Below are 16,802 nucleotides of genomic sequence, written 5' to 3'. Positions count from 1 at the left end.
GGTCTTGAATGAGTCATTCAGGACCTCCGAAGACCTGAATGACTCATTCAAGACGTTCGCACTCACCGCCACCGAACCTCGGACGCGCGGCACTAGGTCAAGCTCACCACCACGCCGGTCTTCCCCGGCGGAACCTCGCCGTGCCACGGGATCACCTTGCCCGCGGCGAAGGTCTCGATGACCAGCATCGGCAGCCCCGGGACCCGGGTGAACCCGCACCCGTTGGCCTCGATGCGCCTCGGCCGAACCGGGTAACCCCCGGCGGCCGCGTCGTCCACCAGCGTCCGGAGGACCTCGGCGGGATCGCCGTCCCGAAGGGTGATGACCCCCAGGACGAGTGGTCCGTTGGCGCCGCTGCCGCCGGAGAAGTAGTCGTTCAGGACGACGCCGTTCCGCGCGCCGATGCGATCGGCGACGGCGGAGAGGCGTGCGCGGTGGCGTGCGCGCCGGAAGAACATGCCTCCAGGCTATCCCGGCCACCCGTCGTGCGCGCCGCACGTGTTCCCGCGTCAGGACGGTGACCGGAACGCCCGCCGGTACGCGCCCGGCGTCGTGCCCACCTGATCGCGGAACCGGCGCCGGAGGTTGACCGCCGACGTCAGGCCGACCCGGGTGGCGATCGCCTCCACCGGGAGGTCGGTGTCCTCCAGCAACGTGCGGGCCTCGGTCACCCGGCGCGCCAGCAGCCACGCGCCCGGGCTCGTCCCGAGCTGCTCGGTGAACCGGCGCGCCAGCGTGCGCGGGGAGACGCCCGCGTGCGCGGCCAGGTCGCTCACCGACAACGCCGTGCCGAGACGGCCGGCCGCCCAGTCCAGCAGGCCGTCCAGTGCGTCGGGAGGCGCGGCCGGCGGCGCGAACTGCGCCTGGCCGCCTTCGCGGTGCGGTGGCATCACCATGTGCCGCGCGACCAGGGCGGCGTGCGCGGCCCCGTGGTCCTTCCGGACGAGGTGCAGGCACAGGTCGATCCCCGCGCCCGCGCCGGCGCTCGTGGCGACGTCGCCGTGGTCCACGTACAGCACGTCCGGTTCCACGCGGACCGCCGGGAACTCCCGTTGCAGCTGGTCCGCGCGCGCCCAGTGGGTCGTCGCGGACCGGCCGTCCAGCAGCCCGGTGCGGGCCAGCGCGAACACGCCCGAGCAGATGGTCACCAGGCGGGCGCCGCGGGCGTGCGCTCGCCGCAGCGCGCGCCGGACGCGCGGGGGCAGCGGGGCTTCGACCGGCGCCCAGCCCGGGATGAGGACGGTGTCGGCGGTGGCGAGCGCCGACAGTCCACTGGGGACGGACATCGCGTACCCGGCCGTCGTCGGGACCGGGCCTGGGGTCTCCGTGCAGACGTCGAACTCGTAGTGCCGCGGCACGCCCGCCCGCGGCGTGCCGAAGACCTCGGCGGCGATGCCGAGCTCGAACGTCGACTGCACCGGCCGCACCAGTGCCACCACGCGATGCATGGCACGAAAGTACCCCAAGGTGTCTTCCCGGACACTGGCCCTGCCCCGCCGCGGCCGGGCAGGGTGGCGGACATGCACCCCGAGATCCTCGACCAGGACGGCTACACCGCCGCCACCGTCACGGAAGCCCCGGTCCGCGAACTGTTCCCCGGCATCCGCTTCCGTCCACTGTGGACCAATGGGAGCGCGCACGCGGGCGTCCTGGAAATGGACGCCGGCACGTCGTGGCCGCGCCGCGACGTCCACGAACCCGGGCCCGAGGAGGTCTTCGTCGTCGCGGGCACGTTCCACGACGGCGCCCGCGACTACCCGGCGGGCACGTTCCTGCACGCACCGGCCGGGTCCTGGCACGTGCCCGCGAGCGCCACCGGCTGCACCCTGTTCCTGTTCTACCCCGAGGGCTGACCCGCGCCTCGTCGGCACACTCCGGTTCTGGCAAAGTGGCCGCATGGGGGAAAATCTCGCGGCCGCTGTGGCCGCCGCCGTGCCCGTCGTCCGTGCCGTGCTCCCGCCCGCGCCGGCGGCGGCGCTGGGCCGGCTGGCGCTCGAACCGCCGCCGCGGTTCCCGGACTGGCCCGAAGCCGAGGTCGTGCGCTCGTTGCGGTCCGTGCCGTCGTGGGTGGTCGAGCGCGTGCACGGCGCGGTCGAGCTGACCCTGGCCGCGCTGGTGATCCCGGCGCCGCCGGTAACGGGGGAGCTGACGCCGCCGCAGTCCGGCTCGTTCGGCTTCCTCTCTTCCGACAGCGAAGCGGAAGCGGTGCGGGAAACGCGGTTGCTGGCCCAGTTCCGGCCCGACCTGCTCGCTCTCGTGGCGGACCTGACCGCGGCCGTCGCGGCTGACGAAGCGCTCGCACCCCTCCTGACCGCCGAAGGTGACGAAGCGGCGATCGCGGCCGCGCACGGCGGCGCCTACCTGTCGATCGCGCTGGTCACCACGGCGATCGCGGCGCGCGAGGCCGGGCAGCCCGGGATCGCGGCCATCGTCGGGACGGCGCTCGGCGTGGCGGCCGGGCTGCTCCGCGCGGTGCCGATGCCCGCCGGGTACGCCGAGGCCGTGCGGGAGAAGGAGCGGGCGGAGTACCGGCTGCCGCGGTCCGCGAGCACGTCCGTGGACGTCCGCGACCACGTGTTCGCCTTGACCGAGGGTGCTTTCCCGGCGTTCGGCGACTTCGCGGAGAACGGCCTGGTGGAAGCCGCCACCGGCGGCGTGGTGATCCGCACCGGTGTCGAGGCCGGGCACGTGGGGGTCAGCGTGCGGGTGCTCGCCGAGCCGCCCACCGAGGTGGAGACGGCCGGCTGGGAAGAGGTCGTGGACGTCGGCTGGCGCGCGGAACACGGCTCGGCGAGCCTGGCGCCGTCGGCGGGGACGAGCGTGACGACGCCGCCGTGGCCCGGCGAGTACCGCGTCCGCGTGCACGCCTACGGCCGCGACGACCCGGACGCCGAGAGCTACGCCCTCTGGATCTGGGCGGCGCCCGCCGAACCGCCCCGCGTGCACGCCCGCGCCGACCGCCTCGGCCACCGCCTGCGCGGCGAGCCCGAACCGCCGCTCGCGGACCGGCCCGAGGTGCGCTACCGCTGGATCCGGCAGTCGCGCCTGACGGTGGCGGCGACGGTCACGGTGGTCACCGGACTGCCCGCCGCGGAGGTGGTGCGCGGCTTCGGCGCGGACCCGGACCGGCCGGAGCCCCTGCCCGAACTGCGGGAGGCGTACGGCGACCCGTGGCTGTCGGTGCTGGACCTCGGCGGCGTCGTGCTGGCGATCGAGGAGAACGGCTACCTGGGTTCGCACGAGGAGGTCCTGACGGCGGTCTCGCAGGGCGGCCGGGCGGCGAGCATGTTCTGGAACGTCAACGCGGTCACGCGCCTGTCCTTCGCCCGCGACGGCGAGGTAATGGCATCGTTCGAGCCGGGCTTGGGAGAGCCGGCCGCGGACCCGGAGGTGGTGGCGGCGCTCGCCGGGCTCGACTTCGAGGACTACCGGGACCTGGACGAGAAGGGCCTCGTGGCGGTGGAGCGGTTCACCGGCCGCGGGCTCGACGCCGGGGACCTGGAAGTCATCGAACGCGCCGGGGTGGGGTACCGGATCCCCGGCGCTTGAGCGACGGGCGCGGTTCAGCCCACCGGCGCAGCGGGCGCCGTCCGGTCCCGCGCCAGTTCGTCGACCAGCCCGGCCAGCTCCGCCGGCCGGGCCAGGAACGGCGAGTGACCCCCGGGCAGGTGCCGGACCACGCCCACCCGGCCCTCCTCGACGGCGCGTTCGATGAACAGCGCCGGCAGGCTCCGGTCGTCGTCGCAGACGATCAGCGCCGACGGGATGTCCCGCCAGGCCGCGCGGGTCAGCTCCTCGGTGAACGCCTTCGCGCTCTGCGGCCGCAGCCGGGCCACCGCCGCTCGCGCCCGGCCGGTCGGGACGTCGTGGTAGAGGGCCGGGATCGGGTCGGCGCCCGGCGTGAAGTCCGTTTCCGGCGGGAACCACGGCCCGCCGAGCGGCGTCACCACGGACTCGCCGGCGTCGAGTACGTGCGCGGCCAGGTAGATGAGCTGCCGGACGTTCGCTCCGGCGGCCTCGGTGGCCGGGACGCCGCCGTAGGAGTGCGCGAGCACGGTCACCGGGCCCGCGATCGACGCCAGGTGCTCCCGGACCGCGCGGGCGTCGGCGTGCATCCCGGCCGCCGCGTCGCCGGACGTGCTCGGCAGGTCCACAGTGGACACCGTCCAGCCGCGCTCGGCCAGCTCGGGCACGAGCAGCTCCCAGCACCAGGGTCCGTGCCAGGCGCCGTGCACGAGCACGAGGTTCTTCGGTTCGGTCATGCTTCCTCTTTCAGGCGGTGAACAGCGACCAGTTTTCGGCGTGGGTGAACCCCATCGCCTCGTAGAGCGGCACGCCCAGCGGGCTGGCGTGCAGGAACGCCGTCCGCGCACCGAGGGCGTACCCCTCGCGCAGCACCGCGGCCGTCGCGGCGCGGCCATAGCCCCGGCGGCGGTACCGCGGCGGGACCCCGATGTTGAACACGCCCACCAGGTCGTCCACCAGTACGCCGAACGACGTCGCGACCGGGGTGCCGTCGAGCTCGGCGACGTACCCGCGCATGGCGGGGTGGTCGAGCACGGACGGCCGCGCGAAGACGGCGAACAGCGCGTCCGGGCCTTCGTACCCGGCGGCCATCGTGGTCCGGTACACGTCGCTGTCCACACCGGACACCCGCCGGACGTCGAGGCCGTCGGGTGGGGTGCCGTCGCCGCCGTCGATGTCCTTCACCATGAAGGGCAGCAGTGCCCGCTGGTTCAGGCCGTGGGCCGCCGCCACCGCGGCGATCCGGTCGCCGGCCCGCTCGCCGCGGACCTGGACGCTCCACGCCGCGGCCGCCAGCCGCGCCGAGCCGGCGAACTCGGCGATCTCGCCGGCGTCCGGCTCTTGGGCGACGCTGATGACGCCGTTGAGCAGGGGCATCGGCGCGCCCGAGACCAGCTCGGCGGTGCCGCCCGCGCCTTCGCGGAAGAAGCCGCCCGGCTGGGTATCGGCGAACAGCGCCATCGCGCCGAGCCAAGCCCGTGCGGCCCGGCCGGTCGTGCCGTTTTCCATCGTTTTCCTTTTCTCTCGCGTGACGCTGCGGCCACGCTAGTGCGGGAAGATCGACGTCCCGTCTACGCCGCCGGACCGCCGTAAACCGGATGTACACATCCCGGCTGTCACAAGGCAGGCCCCGCCGGTGTCTTGAGGCCGTTCACCCCGCGACACGAGTGAGGACGAAGCCATGGAAACCCGTCTCGACCTGTTCAGCACCGAAACCGGCAGCCGGCTGGCGAAGCGGTTCGCCGCCCTCGGCCACGTGCTCGAGCGGTCCCCGCTGCCCGCGACCACCCGCGAGCTGGTGAGCCTGCGGGCCAGCCAGATCAACGGGTGCGGCTGGTGCATCGACATGCACACCAAGGACGCCGCGGCCGCGGGGGAGACGTCCGTGCGGCTCAACCTCGTCGCCGCGTGGCGGGAGTCGACCGTGTTCACCGAAGCCGAGCGGGTCGCCCTCGCCGTGGCCGAGGAGGGCACCCGGCTCGCGGACGCGCACGAAGGCGTGTCCGACGAAACCTGGGCGCGGATGCGCGAGCACTACGACGACGAACAGGCCGCCGCGCTGGTCGCGTTGGTCGCTTTGATCAACGCGGCCAACCGGCTGGCCGTGCTCGTGCACCAGAAGGGCGGTTCCTACGAGGCGGGGATGTTCGCCGCGCTCGCCGAGTGACGTCGCAGCAGTCCGGCGAGGACGGTGCCGGCCACGACGACCGGGACGATCGCCAGGAACGCCCCGCCGATGTGGCCGGCGACGTCGGCGCCCAGCAGGGTGCCGAAGACGGCCACCCCGAACGCCGCGCCGATCGACCGGGCGAAGGTCACCACGGCGCTGGCGGCCCCGATGTCCGTGGTCGGCACCGAGTTCTGCGCGGCCGTCAGCGCGACCATCGGGACCATGCCGATGCCGATCCCGGTGACGGCGAAGTAGCCGATCACGGCGAGCTGCGAGAGGCCGGGCGTCAGCGTGCTCAGCAGCAGGAGCCCGGCGACGTTCAGCGCCATGCCGGTCACCAGTACCGGCCGGACCCGTGCCGGGTTCGCCACCCAGCGGCCGGCGAACGACTGGCTGACGACCAGCCCGAGCACCAGCGGCAGCAGGTGCACCCCGGACAGGGTCGCCGACACGCCGTCGACGACCTGGAGGTACGTCGGCAGGTACACCAGGACGCTGAACATCGCGACGTTGGCGATGAACCCGACCAGCGCGGCGATGACGACGGTCCGCGAGGCGAACATCGTCAGCGGCAGCACCGGTGCCGCGGCGCGGCGTTCGACCGGGATCACCAGTGCCACCAAGGCGATCGCCGCGACCGCGAGCGCCAGCGTGCCCGGCGAGGTCCAGCCCCACCGGGGGCCGAAGGAGGTGATGAGGACCAGCGCGGTGGCCGCGCCGGCCAGCAGCAGCGCGCCCGGGTAATCGACGCGGGCGACGGCCGTCCGGCGGGGCGCCGCGGGCAGGGCGCGCGCGGCGAGGGCCACGGCGACCAGCCCGACCGGCACGTTGACCAGGAACGCCCACCGCCACGAGAGGTGGTCGGTGAACAGCCCGCCGAGCAGCGGGCCGGCGATGCTCGCGACGCCGTACACCGAGCCGAACCGGCCCTGGTAGCGCCCGCGCTCGGCGGGTTCGACGATGTCGCCGACGAGCGCGAAGGTCAGGACGATCATCCCGCCGCCCGCGAGGCCCTGCAGGGCGCGGGCGGCGACGAGCTGGGGCAGGTCCTGGGCCAGGCCGCAGAGCGCGGAGGCGATCAGGAACGCCGTCGTGGCGATGAGGTACAGGCGCTTGCGCCCGAGCATGTCGCCGAGCTTGCCCCACAGCGGCGTGGCCGCGGTCGAGGCGAGCAGGTAGGCCGCGGTGATCCAGGCGATGTCGCGGAACCCGCCGAGGTCGGCGGCGATCTTCGGCAGCGCGGTGGCCACGATGGTCTGGTCCAGTGCGGCCAGCAGGACGGCGAGGAAGAGGGCCGCCATCGCCGGGCGCACCGCGGGTCTGGCGGGGGTGTCGAGAGTCATCGGTCTTTCTTTTCCGGAACGGTGATGGTCTTGTATTCGGTGTAGGTGCCGAGCCCGACGGCGCCGTATTCGCGGCCGAGGCCGCTGGCCTTGAACCCGCCGAACGGGCCGTCGAAGCCGATCGGCGCGCCGTTGACGGTGATCGTGCCGGTGCGGATGCGGCGCGCGACGGCCAGCGCGTGCGCCGGGTCGGCCGACCACACCCCGCCGGAGAGGCCGTATTCGGAGTCGTTGGCGATGCGGACGGCGTCGTCCTCGTCGTCGTAGGGGAGGACGACCAGCACCGGGCCGAAGATCTCCTCCTGCGCGATGCGCATCGACGGGTCGACGTCGGCGAACAGCGTGGGCGTGACGTAGTTGCCCGCTTCCAGCCCCGCCGGGACGTCCGGGCCGCCGGTGACGAGCCGGGCGCCCTCTTCGATGCCGGTGCGGACGTAGTCGAGGACGCGCTGCTGCTGGTCCCGGCGGATCATCGGGCCGATGAACGTCTTGTCGTCGGCGGGGTCGCCCACCGGCAGCGACTCGATCAGCTCCTTGAGGCCGGCGACGACCTCTTCGTAGCGGCTGCGCGGCGCGAGGATCCGCGTCTGCGCGATGCACGATTCGCCGTTGTTGAGCAGCGAACCGAACTTGACGCCCTGGATCGCCGCGGGCAGGTCGGCGTCGGGCAGGAACACGGCGGCGGACTTGCCGCCGAGCTCGAGGCTGACCCGCTTGAGCTGCTCACCGGCCAGCGACGCGATGCGGCGCCCGGCGCGGGTCGAACCGGTGAACGCGATCTTGTCGACGTCCGGGTGCTTCACCAGGTACTCGCTGGTCTCGTGGTCCGCGGGCAGCACGCTGACGACGCCTTCGGGCAGGCCGGTTTCGGCCAGCAGGTCGGCGAGCAGGCTCATGCTCAGCGTGTTCTCGGGCGAGACCTTGAGGACGACGGTGTTGCCGGCGAGCAGCGCGGGGATGATCTTCGCCAGCGCCGAGGAGAACGGCGAGTTCCACGGGATGACCGCGGCGACCACGCCGACCGCCTCCCGCCGCACGACCGACCGGAACGGCGCGGCGGGGTCCGACGGCTCGAGCGTCTGCTCCCAGCCGAACTCCTCGGCCGCCTTCAGGTAGGCGTTGGCCTGCCGGGTCAGCCCGGGCTGGCCGGCCTTGGTGAACCACAGCGCCGAGCCGTTCTCCGCCGAGATGAGCGCCGCGATCTCGTCGGCGCGCTTCTCGCGCAGGGCGGTCAGCCGCCGGATCACGGCGATCCGCTCCGCCGGCGCGGTCCGCGGCCACGGACCTTCGTCGAACGCCTTCCGGGCGGCCGCGACGGCCCGGTCGACGTCGGCGGGCAGCGCCTGCACGGCACGCCCGAGCACGGAGTTGTTGTGGGGGGAAACGATGTCGAGCGGCTCGGTGCTGCTCGGGGTGGTCCACGAGCCGCCGACGAAGAGTTGGTTCCGGGTGATCACTGTGCGCCTCCTGCGTTGTCTTCTGTCACATCAATGTAGCACTTAGGTGGACGAAGGGACGCAGGTGTGAGGCGGTGCACAGTGTCACCAGGGCAGGCGGCCTTCCTCGACGCTGCGGGTGCCCTGGAAGCCGGTGAGACCGGTGGCGGTGTAGCCCGGCGTGGCGGCGTTGACCTGGCGGGCCGACGCCGGCGGAACTTCGACGCGCTGGTCGCGGCCGCGCGGGAAGCGTTCGCGGACAACGGATCACGGGCTTCGATGAAGGACGTCGCGCGGCGCTCCGGGGTGAGCATCGCCACGCTGTACCGCAACTTCCCGACCCGCGAGGACCTGGTGGCGGAGGTCCACCGCGACGAGGTCGAACAGCTCTGCCCCGCCGCGTCCGGGCTGGATGGGCTCGAGCCGTGGGACGCGCTGGTCACGTGCCGCAAGGCGCTGCGCGACGCCGGCGCGCCGTTGCTCGAGGCGCAGCGGCTGCGCGGGGCCGCTGTCAGCCGAACGTGAAGGAGTACGCCTGCGTCCCCGGGCTGAGCGACAACGTCACCTCGCCGGGCCCGGACCGCCCGTCCAGCACCGTGTACAGCGTCGGCGGGCCGCCGACCGCGAAGGTCCGCGTGCCATCGACAGTCACCGTTCCCGTCCCGCCGAGTACCAAGTGGACGGAAGTGGCGCGGAAGGACAGCCGCAGCCGGGCGCCGGGGCCGGCGGTCAGGTGCTCGGGGTCCGCCGTCCACGTGCCGTCCAGTGCGAACGTGTCGGGGTCGACGGCGGCCGGGAAGGTGTAGCCGCGGGTCTGCCCGGCCGCGACGTGGCTGCCGCTGGAGGCCAGGGGAGCGTGCTCGGCGCCGAGGTACGTCTCCGGGGTCAGCCCGCCGGTCGGGGTCGTGTCGGGGACGTCGGTGGGCCGGGGGAGGGAAGTCGCCCCGGCGTCGGTGAGCGCGGCGCGGATCTGCTGTTCGAAGTCCGCGTACCCGCCTTCGCCGAAGCTGGTGCGGCGGACCTGCCCGGTGGCGTCGACGAGGTAGGCCGCCGGCCAGTACTGGTTGCCGTAGGCGGTCCAGGTGGCGTATTCGTCGTCGACGGCGACCGGGTAGGTCACGCCGAGCGCCTTGGCCTGGTCGGCGACGTTGCCGGGGTCGTGCTCGAACGCGAACTCCGGGGTGTGCACGCCGACGACCGTCAGCCCGGCGTCGCGGTAGGTGTCGGACCACCGCTCGAGGTGCGGGAGCGCCCGCTGGCAGTTGATGCAGCTGTAGGTCCAGAAGCTGACGACCGTGACCTTGCCGCGCCGCGCGCGCAGGGACACCGGCTGCCCGCCGGGGGTGTTGAGCCACGTCGTGATGCCGGTGAACTCCGGCGCGTGGGTCAGCCGGTCGAGCTGCTCCGCGCCGACGGCCTGCTGCGCGGCGGCCGTGTAGTCGGGTACCGCGCGCTGCAGCGGCGCGGCGAGGTCGAACGCGGTGACGGCGGCGACCAGCAGCAGCGCGGCCCCGGTCGTGGCGCGCAGCCCGCGGGCGTGCGCCCGCAGGAACCGCGCGCGGCGGGCGAGCGCGCCACCCGAAGCGGCAAGCACGAGCAGCGGAATGCCCGTGCCCACGCCGAAAGCCGCGGTCAGCAGCAGGCTGTCGAAGCCGATCCGGTGTGTCGCCCCGACGACGGCGATGGTGGCCAGCACCGGGCCCGCGCACGGCACGTAGACGAGCCCCAGCGCGAGTCCGGTGGCGAACCCGCCGCGACCCGGCGCGGCCGCTCGGCCCCGAAGCCGGGCGAACGGCCGTTCCAGCAACTCGCCCACGCGCGGGACCAGCAGCCCGATCCCCAGCAGGACCAGCGCCACGATCCCCGCGTCCCGCACCAGCCCGGCGGGCAGGCCGAGCGCGGTGAGCACGAGCGAACCGAACAGCGTCGTGAGGCTGAAGCTGGTCACCAGCCCGCCGACGACACCCCAGGGCCGGCGCGCCCCGGCGGTCAGGACGACGGGCAGGACGGGCAGCACGCACGGCGAGAGGCTGGTGACGATCCCGGCGAGCAGGCCGGCGAGGACGAGGGTGGGCACCCGCCCGAAATTAGCCGCGGACGCACCCGGTCAGCCGCGGCGCGAACGGGCGGTAAGGGTTTCGTCATCGTCTCAGCACTGTGGCGGTTACCGGCATGAGGGCGACAGCGGAGCGTATGTTGAGGGGGTGAGAGCCGACGCCGCGCGCAACCTCGAACTCCTGCTGACGACGGGCGCCCGCATGCTCGCCGACGACCCGGCCACGAGCATCGCGGCGATCGCCGCCGAGGCCGGCGTGGACCGCCGCACGGTGTACCGCCGGTTCACGGGCCGCGAAGAGCTGCTGGCGGCGGTGTACGAGGCCCGCCTGGACGCGATCGAGGCGGCCATCGAGACAGCCCGCCTCCGCGAGGCGCCGGTGCCGGTGGCCCTGCACCGGTACGTCGAGGAGATCGTCGGCGTCAACCGCAAGTGGCCCGCGGAACTCGCGATGATGCGCACGGACCCGGAGATCTGGAAGCGGCGCCGCCGGTCGGTCGAGGAGGTGGACCGCTTCCTGCAGCGGGCCACCGACGAGGGGCTGCTCCGCGACGGCGTGCCCGAGCGCTGGCCGGGCAACGTGCTCGGCCAGCTGGTGCACCTGGCGACGCGGGACATGCCCGGGTTGAGCGACGCGCAGGCGGCCGACGTCATCGTGGACACGTTCCTGCGCGCCTTCGGGACGGACCGGTAGCCCGCTCGGCCACTACCGCGGCCGTGCCCGGTGTCATGAACGAGTCGTTCGTGACACCGGACGGCAGGGCTCCGGCAAAGTCGGATCAGCACGGCCGATCCGGCTGCCCGCACGTCATGAACGGGTCGTTCACCGCACCAGACGACATGAACGAGTCGTTCACGACATCACGGCCGGGGTCCCGGCAAAGTCACGCGGCCAGGGCACTTCGCCGCCGTTGACCCGCTCGCCCCACGTCTTGAATGAGTCATTCAGGTCTTCGCACGTCCTGAATGACTCATTCAAGACGTCGGCGCACCGCTGCGGACCGCACCGACGCGACTTTGCCGGAGCCCTGACACCGGACGAGGTGAACGAGTCGTTCAAGACCCTCCGGAACGGCCCCAGCACCGCGTATACCGGTTGTCAACGCGACATCCCTAAGCTCGGGCGGATGGCCGAGCCCGTGTACGACCCCGAACTCGCCGCCCTCCTGCCCGCCCTCGCCGGCCGGGTGCCCGTCGGCATGACCGCCGAGCAGCTCGGCCGCTACCGGGCACTTCCGTTCCCCTCGATCGAGGAGCAGATCGGCGGCCGCCCGGTCACCTGGACCGACCACACCATCCCCGGGTACGGCGGCGCCGACATCACCGTCTCCGTGCTCGAACGCGCCGATGGCCGCCGCAGTGGGCTGGGGATCTACCACGCCCACGGGGGCGGGATGGTCATGGGCGACCGGTTCGCCTCCGTCCACCCGCTCATCGAATGGGTGCTGGAGCACGACGCCGTGGCCGTCACCGTCGAGTACCGCCGGGCGCCCGAACACCCCGACCCGGTGCCGGTGGAGGACTGCTACGCCGGTCTGAAGTGGACGGCCGCGCTCGGGTTCGACCGGTTGGTCGTCTTCGGCGGCAGCGGCGGGGCCGGGCTCGCCGCCGGCGCCACCCTGCTGGCCCGGGACCGCGGCGGCCCGGCGGTGACCGGCCTGCTGCTCCAGTGCCCGATGCTCGACGACCGCAACGAGACCGGGTCGGCGCGCGAGTACGACGGCGTCGGCGTCTGGGACCGGACCAGCAACCTCACGGCGTGGACGATGGTCCTCGGCGACCGCCGGGGCACCGGTGACGTCTCGCCGTACGCGGCCCCGGCCCGCGCGACCGACCTCAGTGGACTGCCGCCGGTGTTCGTCGACGCCGGCGCGGCCGAGGTGTTCCGGGACGAGGCCGTCGCGTTCGCGAGCGCCGTCTGGGCCGCCGGTGGCGAGGCCGAACTGCACGTCTGGGGCGGCGCGTTCCACGGCTTCCACGACATCGCCCCGGAGTCGGCCGTCGCCAAGGCGTGCGTCGCCGCGCGGGAGTCGTGGCTGAGGCGGCTGCTCGCGCGGCCCGCCTGAGCGCGGGGGGCGCCGGTCGGTCACCATGGTTCGGTGTCCGAAATCCCCGCCGGCCGGCCTGGGCCCGGCCTGCTGTACCTGGTGAAACAGCTCGAGCTCGCCGTCCGGGCCCGGCTGGACGAGGTGCTGCGCCCGGTCGCGCTCACGCCGTTGCAGTACACCGCGCTCACCGTGCTGGAGCGGCGGTCGGGGCTCACCACGGCGGAGCTCGCGCGGAACTCGTTCGTCACCGACCAGACGATGGCCGACATGGTGGTCGCGCTGGAACGGCAGGGCTTCATCGCGCGGGCAGGCGACCCGCGCGACCGGCGGCGGCGCGTGATCCGGCTGACCGGTCCCGGCGGCGAGGTCCTCGACCGCGTCCGCGACGACGTGGCCGCACTCGAACAGCGGATGCTCGCGAAGCTGGACGCGGGGGACGCCGCCCGGTTCCGCGACTACGTCGTCGCCTGCCATTCGGCGCTTTCGGACCGGCCGTCCCACTGAATAAGTACAGGAAACCTGTACATCGTCCCGGCGGCGTGGCACCCTGCCCGCATGAGCATGCGCAGGTGGTACGGCCGCGTGACCGCATTGGCCGTTTCGATGGTGACGGCGCTCGGCCTGACCGCGGGGGTCGCCTCCGCTGCCGGGCACCACACAGGACAGCTGGCGAGCGGCGCCACCTGGGTGGCCGACGTGCCGGCCGCCTGGAACGGCACGACCATCCTCTACAGCCACGGGTTCGGGCCGCTCGCCGCGCAGGACGCGCCGAACACAGAGACCAGGGACGCGCTGCTCGCCCGCGGGTACGCGCTGGTCGGGTCGTCCTACAGCGGCCCGTCGTGGTGGGCGCTCGCCTCGGCCGTCGACGACCAGTTCGGCGCGCTGGCCGCGCTCGAGCGGGTGACCGGCAAGCCGCGGCGCACGATCGGGTGGGGCACGTCGATGGGCGGGCTCGTCAGCGCGCTCGAAGCCGAAACCCCGCGGCTCGACGGCGTGCTGAGTACCTGCGGCCTCGTCGCCGGCGCGCTCAACCTGAACGACTACCAGCTGCACGGCGAATACGCGCTCGCCCGCCTGCTCGCGCCGGGCCAGGACGTCAAGCTGGTCCGGTTCGCCAGCGCGGACGAAGCGAGCGCGTCGGCCGCGGCGCTGACCCGGCTCGCGACCGATGCCCAGGCCACCCCGGCGGGTCGCGCGCGGATCGCGCTGGCCGCCGCGTTCTTCAACGAGGCGGGCTGGTTCACCGGCCCGACCCCGCCGGCGCCGACCGACTACCCGGGCCAGGAAGTCCAGCAGCAGCAAGAACTCTCGCAGTTCGTCCTCGGCTTCGTGGTGAGCGGCCGCTACCAGGTCGAGCTGGCGGCGGGCGGCAACAGCGCGGCCACCGCGGGCGTCGACTACCGGGCGCTGCTCGCGGGCAGCAGCCACGCCCGCCAGGTCCGCGCCCTGTACCGGGCGGCCGGTCTCGACCTGGACGCCGACCTGGCGGCGCTGACCCGCGACGCGGACATCCGGCCGGACCCGCGCGCGATCGGCACCCTCGCGCGCACGTCGATGGCGACCGGCCGGCTGCGCGTCCCGGCGCTGGACATCCACACCACCTTCGACCAGCTCGTGCCGGTCGAACAGGAGGACTGGTACGCCGGGCAGGTGCACCGCGCCGGTCGCGGGCCGTTGCTGCGCCAGGCGTACGTCGGGGCCACGGGCCACTGCGCGTTCCGGCCGGCGGAAAGCATCGCGGCGTTGCAGGCGCTGGAGTCCCGCATCGAGTCCGGGCGCTGGGCCGACGTCGCGGAGCCCGCGCGCCTGAACGAAGCCGCCGCCGCGCTGGGCGAGCCGGGGCGGTACGTGCGGTTCGACCCGCCGCGGCTGACCGGCGGGTTCAGCGCCCGCGGTTGACGGCGCTGATCGTGTCCTGGAGCCGGTGCCGCGCGGCCGAAAGACCGTCCCGCGGCGCCGGTTCCGGTGCGGCTTCCGGCTCGCCCGCCGGGCCCTCGACCGGGAAGACCTCCTTGTCCCCGGGAAGCGGGACGCCGGGGCAGATGGTCGCCGCCGGGCGGGCGGTGCCGAGGTAGAACCCGTTCACCAGATCGTCCACACAGGAATTGCCGCTCACCGCGTACTGGCCGTGGAACGGCGAATCCGCCACCGAGACCATCGGGACACCGGCCGCCCGCGCCGCCGCCTCGGCCTGCTCGTAGCCGGTCTGCGGGTCGAACTCGCCCTGGACGACCAGGACGTTCTTCGCGGCGCTCGGTGGCAGCTTCGGCAGCTCGTGCCGGGGGAGCTCGGACCAGTAGCCGCACGGCTCGCTGAGGCCGTACGCCCAGCCGAACAGCGGGTACCTCGGCCCCTGCAGGTCGCTGAGCAGCTTGTACCAGCCCGAATTCCGCGACGGCTGGTCGGCGCACGCGACCGCCAGCCGGGTGCCGGGCACGTCGGCGTAGTCCGGCTCGGGCGCCGCGAGCGTCCGCACGACGTCCGCCGTGGTCAGCCGGGCGGCCGGGACGCCGAACACCGCGCGCGAGACGTCGTCGAGGTCGTCCTTCAGGGCCGCGGGTGGCGGGGCGGAGGTGGCGTCGAGCGCCTCGGCGCCCTTGGTCAGGATCAGCGCGCCGGCCAGCCACTGGCGCGTGCTGCCGTTGCCGACGAAGACGTGGTCGAAGAGGTCCGGCGACAGGCCTTCGCGCTTGAAGAACGCGCGCAGCCGCTCCCACTTCGCCCGGACCTGGCCGGCGGTCTTGCCGAGCTGCTCGGGGTAGCGGCGGGCCAGCCAGGGCGCGTAGACGTCGTCGAACTGGCGCTGGTCGATCTTCGGGAAGGCTTCGAACGCGGCCTGCAGCCGGCCTTCGAAGTTGACGCTGGAGTCGAGCACGAACTTGCCGGCGTGGTCCGGGAACAGCGACGCGTACTTTGCGCCCAGCCAGGTGCCGTAGGAGAAGCCGAGGTAGTTCAGCTTCTCGTCCTTCAGCAGCGCGCGGATCAGGTCCATGTCGTGCGCGGTCTGCCACGTCGTGATGTAGGGCGCGACCGCGTCGCTCTGGCACGCCTCGGCCACCGCCCGCGGCGCCCGCTGGTGCTTCGTGATGCTGCCGGGCGAACGGTCACGGGCGTCGAGGTCGTCGTCCTGCGGAAGCCGCCCGGTGGGCACCCGGCAGACGAACCCGGCGTCGTCGCCGCCTTCCTGGCCGGTGCCGCGCGGGTCCATGCCGACGAGGTCGAAGTGCTCGTTCAGCGACGGTTCCAGCCCGGCCAGCACGCCGGCGAGCGAGGTGCCCTGGCCACCGGGGCCGCCGGGGTTGACCAGGATCCCCCCGCGCCGGCTCCCGGTCGCCGCCGCGCGGCTGATCGACACCTTCAGGTCGGTGCCGGCGCCGGGCGCGGCCCAGTCCCGCGGGACGGTGATCCGCGCGCACTGCGTCGGCTGCGCTTCGATCCGCTTCGCGAACGGGCAGCCACCCCACGACACCTGCTGCGTCAGGTACGGCGCCAGCGGATCGGGCGTGGTCGCGGCGGCGGGCGCCGTCGTCACCACCAGCACCGAGACGGCCACCGCCAACCCTGCCCGGGACGTTCGCACCGCAGTTCCCTTCGTCGCCCCGGAAATCCAAGCACGACGGGCCGGGGAGAGGCAGCACGAAGATCATGATTGACCTCGAACCGGTGAACCCGCTCAGGTGCGGTACGGCCCGTGGTGCCCGAGGTCGGGGCTCACCTCCGGGTGCCGGCCCTCCTGGCCGGGCACCGGGGCGACGGTGGGCTCGGTGAGCTCGCCACCCGGCCGTTCGGCCTCGCGCTCCTGGAAGCGGGCCTCGACGATCCGGTCCTGGCGGCCGCGGGCCAGCACGGCGAGCGTGAGCACGTGGACCACGGCCAGCAGCAGCAGGAACACGCCGAGCCGGCCGACCAGCGCGGCCGCCGAGCCCGACCACTGCGGGCCGACCACCGACAGGAGCGCCAGGACGCCCAACGCGACCAGGTGGAAGACGGTCACCACGGGCCACGCCATCGAGCCGGTCTCCTCCCCACCGCCCGTGCCGTCCCAGTAGCGGCGGGCGCCGCGGTAGAGCACCTGGCCGTCGGCCAGCACGATGACCAGCCCGATGAGCAGGAACCCGGTGAGGTCGTTGTCGGGCATGCGCACCTCCTCGTTTCCGGCGGGGTACCCGGCCGGGCCGGGCACGGGTCGCGGTTCACCGGATCGAGCGACACCGGTCGGCC

17 protein-coding genes are annotated in these 16,802 nt (G+C 73.7%); 8 read left to right on the top strand and 9 right to left on the bottom strand.

The annotated features are described in order from the left end of the window. Window positions 1-92 precede the first annotated feature (92 nt). Window positions 93-458 (bottom strand): hypothetical protein, encoded by a 366-nt coding sequence (locus tag H4696_RS11925; protein ID WP_086859666.1) that lies wholly within the window; start codon window positions 456-458, stop codon window positions 93-95. 51 nt (window positions 459-509) lie between these two features. Further along, window positions 510-1,448 carry a GlxA family transcriptional regulator gene (locus H4696_RS11920; RefSeq protein ID WP_086859668.1) on the bottom strand — a complete coding sequence of 313 codons (939 nt, stop codon included), beginning with the start codon at window positions 1,446-1,448 and terminating at the stop codon, window positions 510-512. Window positions 1,449-1,520: 72 nt separating this feature from the next. Between H4696_RS11920 and H4696_RS11915 the strand changes: the two genes are divergently transcribed. Then, window positions 1,521-1,853 carry a cupin domain-containing protein gene (locus H4696_RS11915; protein WP_086859697.1) on the top strand — a complete coding sequence of 111 codons (333 nt, stop codon included), beginning with the start codon at window positions 1,521-1,523 and terminating at the stop codon, window positions 1,851-1,853. Between the two features lie 43 nt (window positions 1,854-1,896). Beyond that, window positions 1,897-3,549 carry a DUF6461 domain-containing protein gene (locus tag H4696_RS11910; RefSeq protein WP_086859670.1) on the top strand — a complete coding sequence of 551 codons (1,653 nt, stop codon included), beginning with the start codon at window positions 1,897-1,899 and terminating at the stop codon, window positions 3,547-3,549. 14 nt (window positions 3,550-3,563) lie between these two features. On the opposite strand, the gene H4696_RS11905 is transcribed toward H4696_RS11910, so the two are convergent. Beyond that, a complete protein-coding gene (locus tag H4696_RS11905; RefSeq protein ID WP_158104300.1) occupies window positions 3,564-4,262 on the bottom strand; it encodes an alpha/beta hydrolase in 699 nt (232 codons plus the stop codon). A 10-nt stretch (window positions 4,263-4,272) separates the two neighbouring features. Continuing rightward, window positions 4,273-5,034, bottom strand: coding sequence for a GNAT family N-acetyltransferase (locus H4696_RS11900; protein ID WP_086859673.1), 762 nt, complete (start codon window positions 5,032-5,034; stop codon window positions 4,273-4,275). 172 nt (window positions 5,035-5,206) lie between these two features. On the opposite strand from H4696_RS11900, the gene H4696_RS11895 reads away from it, so the two are divergent. Continuing rightward, window positions 5,207-5,692, top strand: a complete 486-nt coding sequence (locus tag H4696_RS11895) for a carboxymuconolactone decarboxylase family protein (RefSeq protein WP_086859674.1) — start codon at window positions 5,207-5,209, stop codon at window positions 5,690-5,692. On the opposite strand, the gene H4696_RS11890 is transcribed toward H4696_RS11895, so the two are convergent. Together H4696_RS11890 and H4696_RS11885 are read right to left on the bottom strand one after the other, a co-directional pair. Continuing rightward, window positions 5,656-7,038 carry an MDR family MFS transporter gene (locus H4696_RS11890; protein WP_086859676.1) on the bottom strand — a complete coding sequence of 461 codons (1,383 nt, stop codon included), beginning with the start codon at window positions 7,036-7,038 and terminating at the stop codon, window positions 5,656-5,658. The two genes, H4696_RS11895 and H4696_RS11890, sit on opposite strands and share 37 nt — an antisense overlap. Continuing rightward, window positions 7,035-8,495 (bottom strand): aldehyde dehydrogenase, encoded by a 1,461-nt coding sequence (locus tag H4696_RS11885; protein WP_086859677.1) that lies wholly within the window; start codon window positions 8,493-8,495, stop codon window positions 7,035-7,037. Before H4696_RS11885 ends, H4696_RS11890 begins: the two co-directional genes overlap by 4 nt. Before the next feature lie 81 nt (window positions 8,496-8,576). On the opposite strand from H4696_RS11885, the gene H4696_RS11880 reads away from it, so the two are divergent. Continuing rightward, window positions 8,577-8,999, top strand: a complete 423-nt coding sequence (locus H4696_RS11880) for a TetR/AcrR family transcriptional regulator (protein WP_249026983.1) — start codon at window positions 8,577-8,579, stop codon at window positions 8,997-8,999. On the opposite strand, the gene H4696_RS11875 is transcribed toward H4696_RS11880, so the two are convergent. Further along, window positions 8,986-10,551 carry a cytochrome c biogenesis protein DipZ gene (locus tag H4696_RS11875; RefSeq protein WP_086859680.1) on the bottom strand — a complete coding sequence of 522 codons (1,566 nt, stop codon included), beginning with the start codon at window positions 10,549-10,551 and terminating at the stop codon, window positions 8,986-8,988. The two genes, H4696_RS11880 and H4696_RS11875, sit on opposite strands and share 14 nt — an antisense overlap. A 127-nt stretch (window positions 10,552-10,678) precedes the next feature. On the opposite strand from H4696_RS11875, the gene H4696_RS11870 reads away from it, so the two are divergent. The 4 genes from H4696_RS11870 (at window position 10,679) to H4696_RS11855 (ending at window position 14,480) form a co-directional block, all read left to right on the top strand. After that, window positions 10,679-11,224, top strand: a complete 546-nt coding sequence (locus H4696_RS11870; RefSeq protein WP_086859682.1) for a TetR/AcrR family transcriptional regulator — start codon at window positions 10,679-10,681, stop codon at window positions 11,222-11,224. 433 nt (window positions 11,225-11,657) lie between these two features. Next, the gene (locus H4696_RS11865) at window positions 11,658-12,596 is read left to right on the top strand and encodes an alpha/beta hydrolase fold domain-containing protein (RefSeq protein WP_086859684.1); all 939 of its coding nucleotides are present in this window, start codon (window positions 11,658-11,660) and stop codon (window positions 12,594-12,596) included. A gap of 33 nt (window positions 12,597-12,629) precedes the next feature. After that, window positions 12,630-13,082, top strand: a complete 453-nt coding sequence (locus tag H4696_RS11860; RefSeq protein WP_249026984.1) for a MarR family winged helix-turn-helix transcriptional regulator — start codon at window positions 12,630-12,632, stop codon at window positions 13,080-13,082. Window positions 13,083-13,133: 51 nt separating this feature from the next. Then, on the top strand, window positions 13,134-14,480 hold the full coding sequence (locus H4696_RS11855) for an alpha/beta hydrolase family protein (protein ID WP_225955657.1): 1,347 nt from the start codon (window positions 13,134-13,136) through the stop codon (window positions 14,478-14,480). Here the strand turns inward: H4696_RS11855 and H4696_RS11850 are convergent. Continuing rightward, the gene (locus H4696_RS11850) at window positions 14,464-16,161 is read right to left on the bottom strand and encodes an alpha/beta fold hydrolase (RefSeq protein ID WP_249026985.1); all 1,698 of its coding nucleotides are present in this window, start codon (window positions 16,159-16,161) and stop codon (window positions 14,464-14,466) included. The genes H4696_RS11855 and H4696_RS11850 overlap by 17 nt on opposite strands. A gap of 93 nt (window positions 16,162-16,254) precedes the next feature. Further along, window positions 16,255-16,719 carry a hypothetical protein gene (locus H4696_RS11845; protein WP_086859687.1) on the bottom strand — a complete coding sequence of 155 codons (465 nt, stop codon included), beginning with the start codon at window positions 16,717-16,719 and terminating at the stop codon, window positions 16,255-16,257. Window positions 16,720-16,802: the final 83 nt, after the last annotated feature.

The organism is Amycolatopsis lexingtonensis (assembly GCF_014873755.1).
Classification (GTDB): domain Bacteria; phylum Actinomycetota; class Actinomycetes; order Mycobacteriales; family Pseudonocardiaceae; genus Amycolatopsis; species Amycolatopsis lexingtonensis.
Note: the sequence above shows the minus strand (reverse complement) of the source record. Positions and strands in the feature narration are given on the sequence as shown.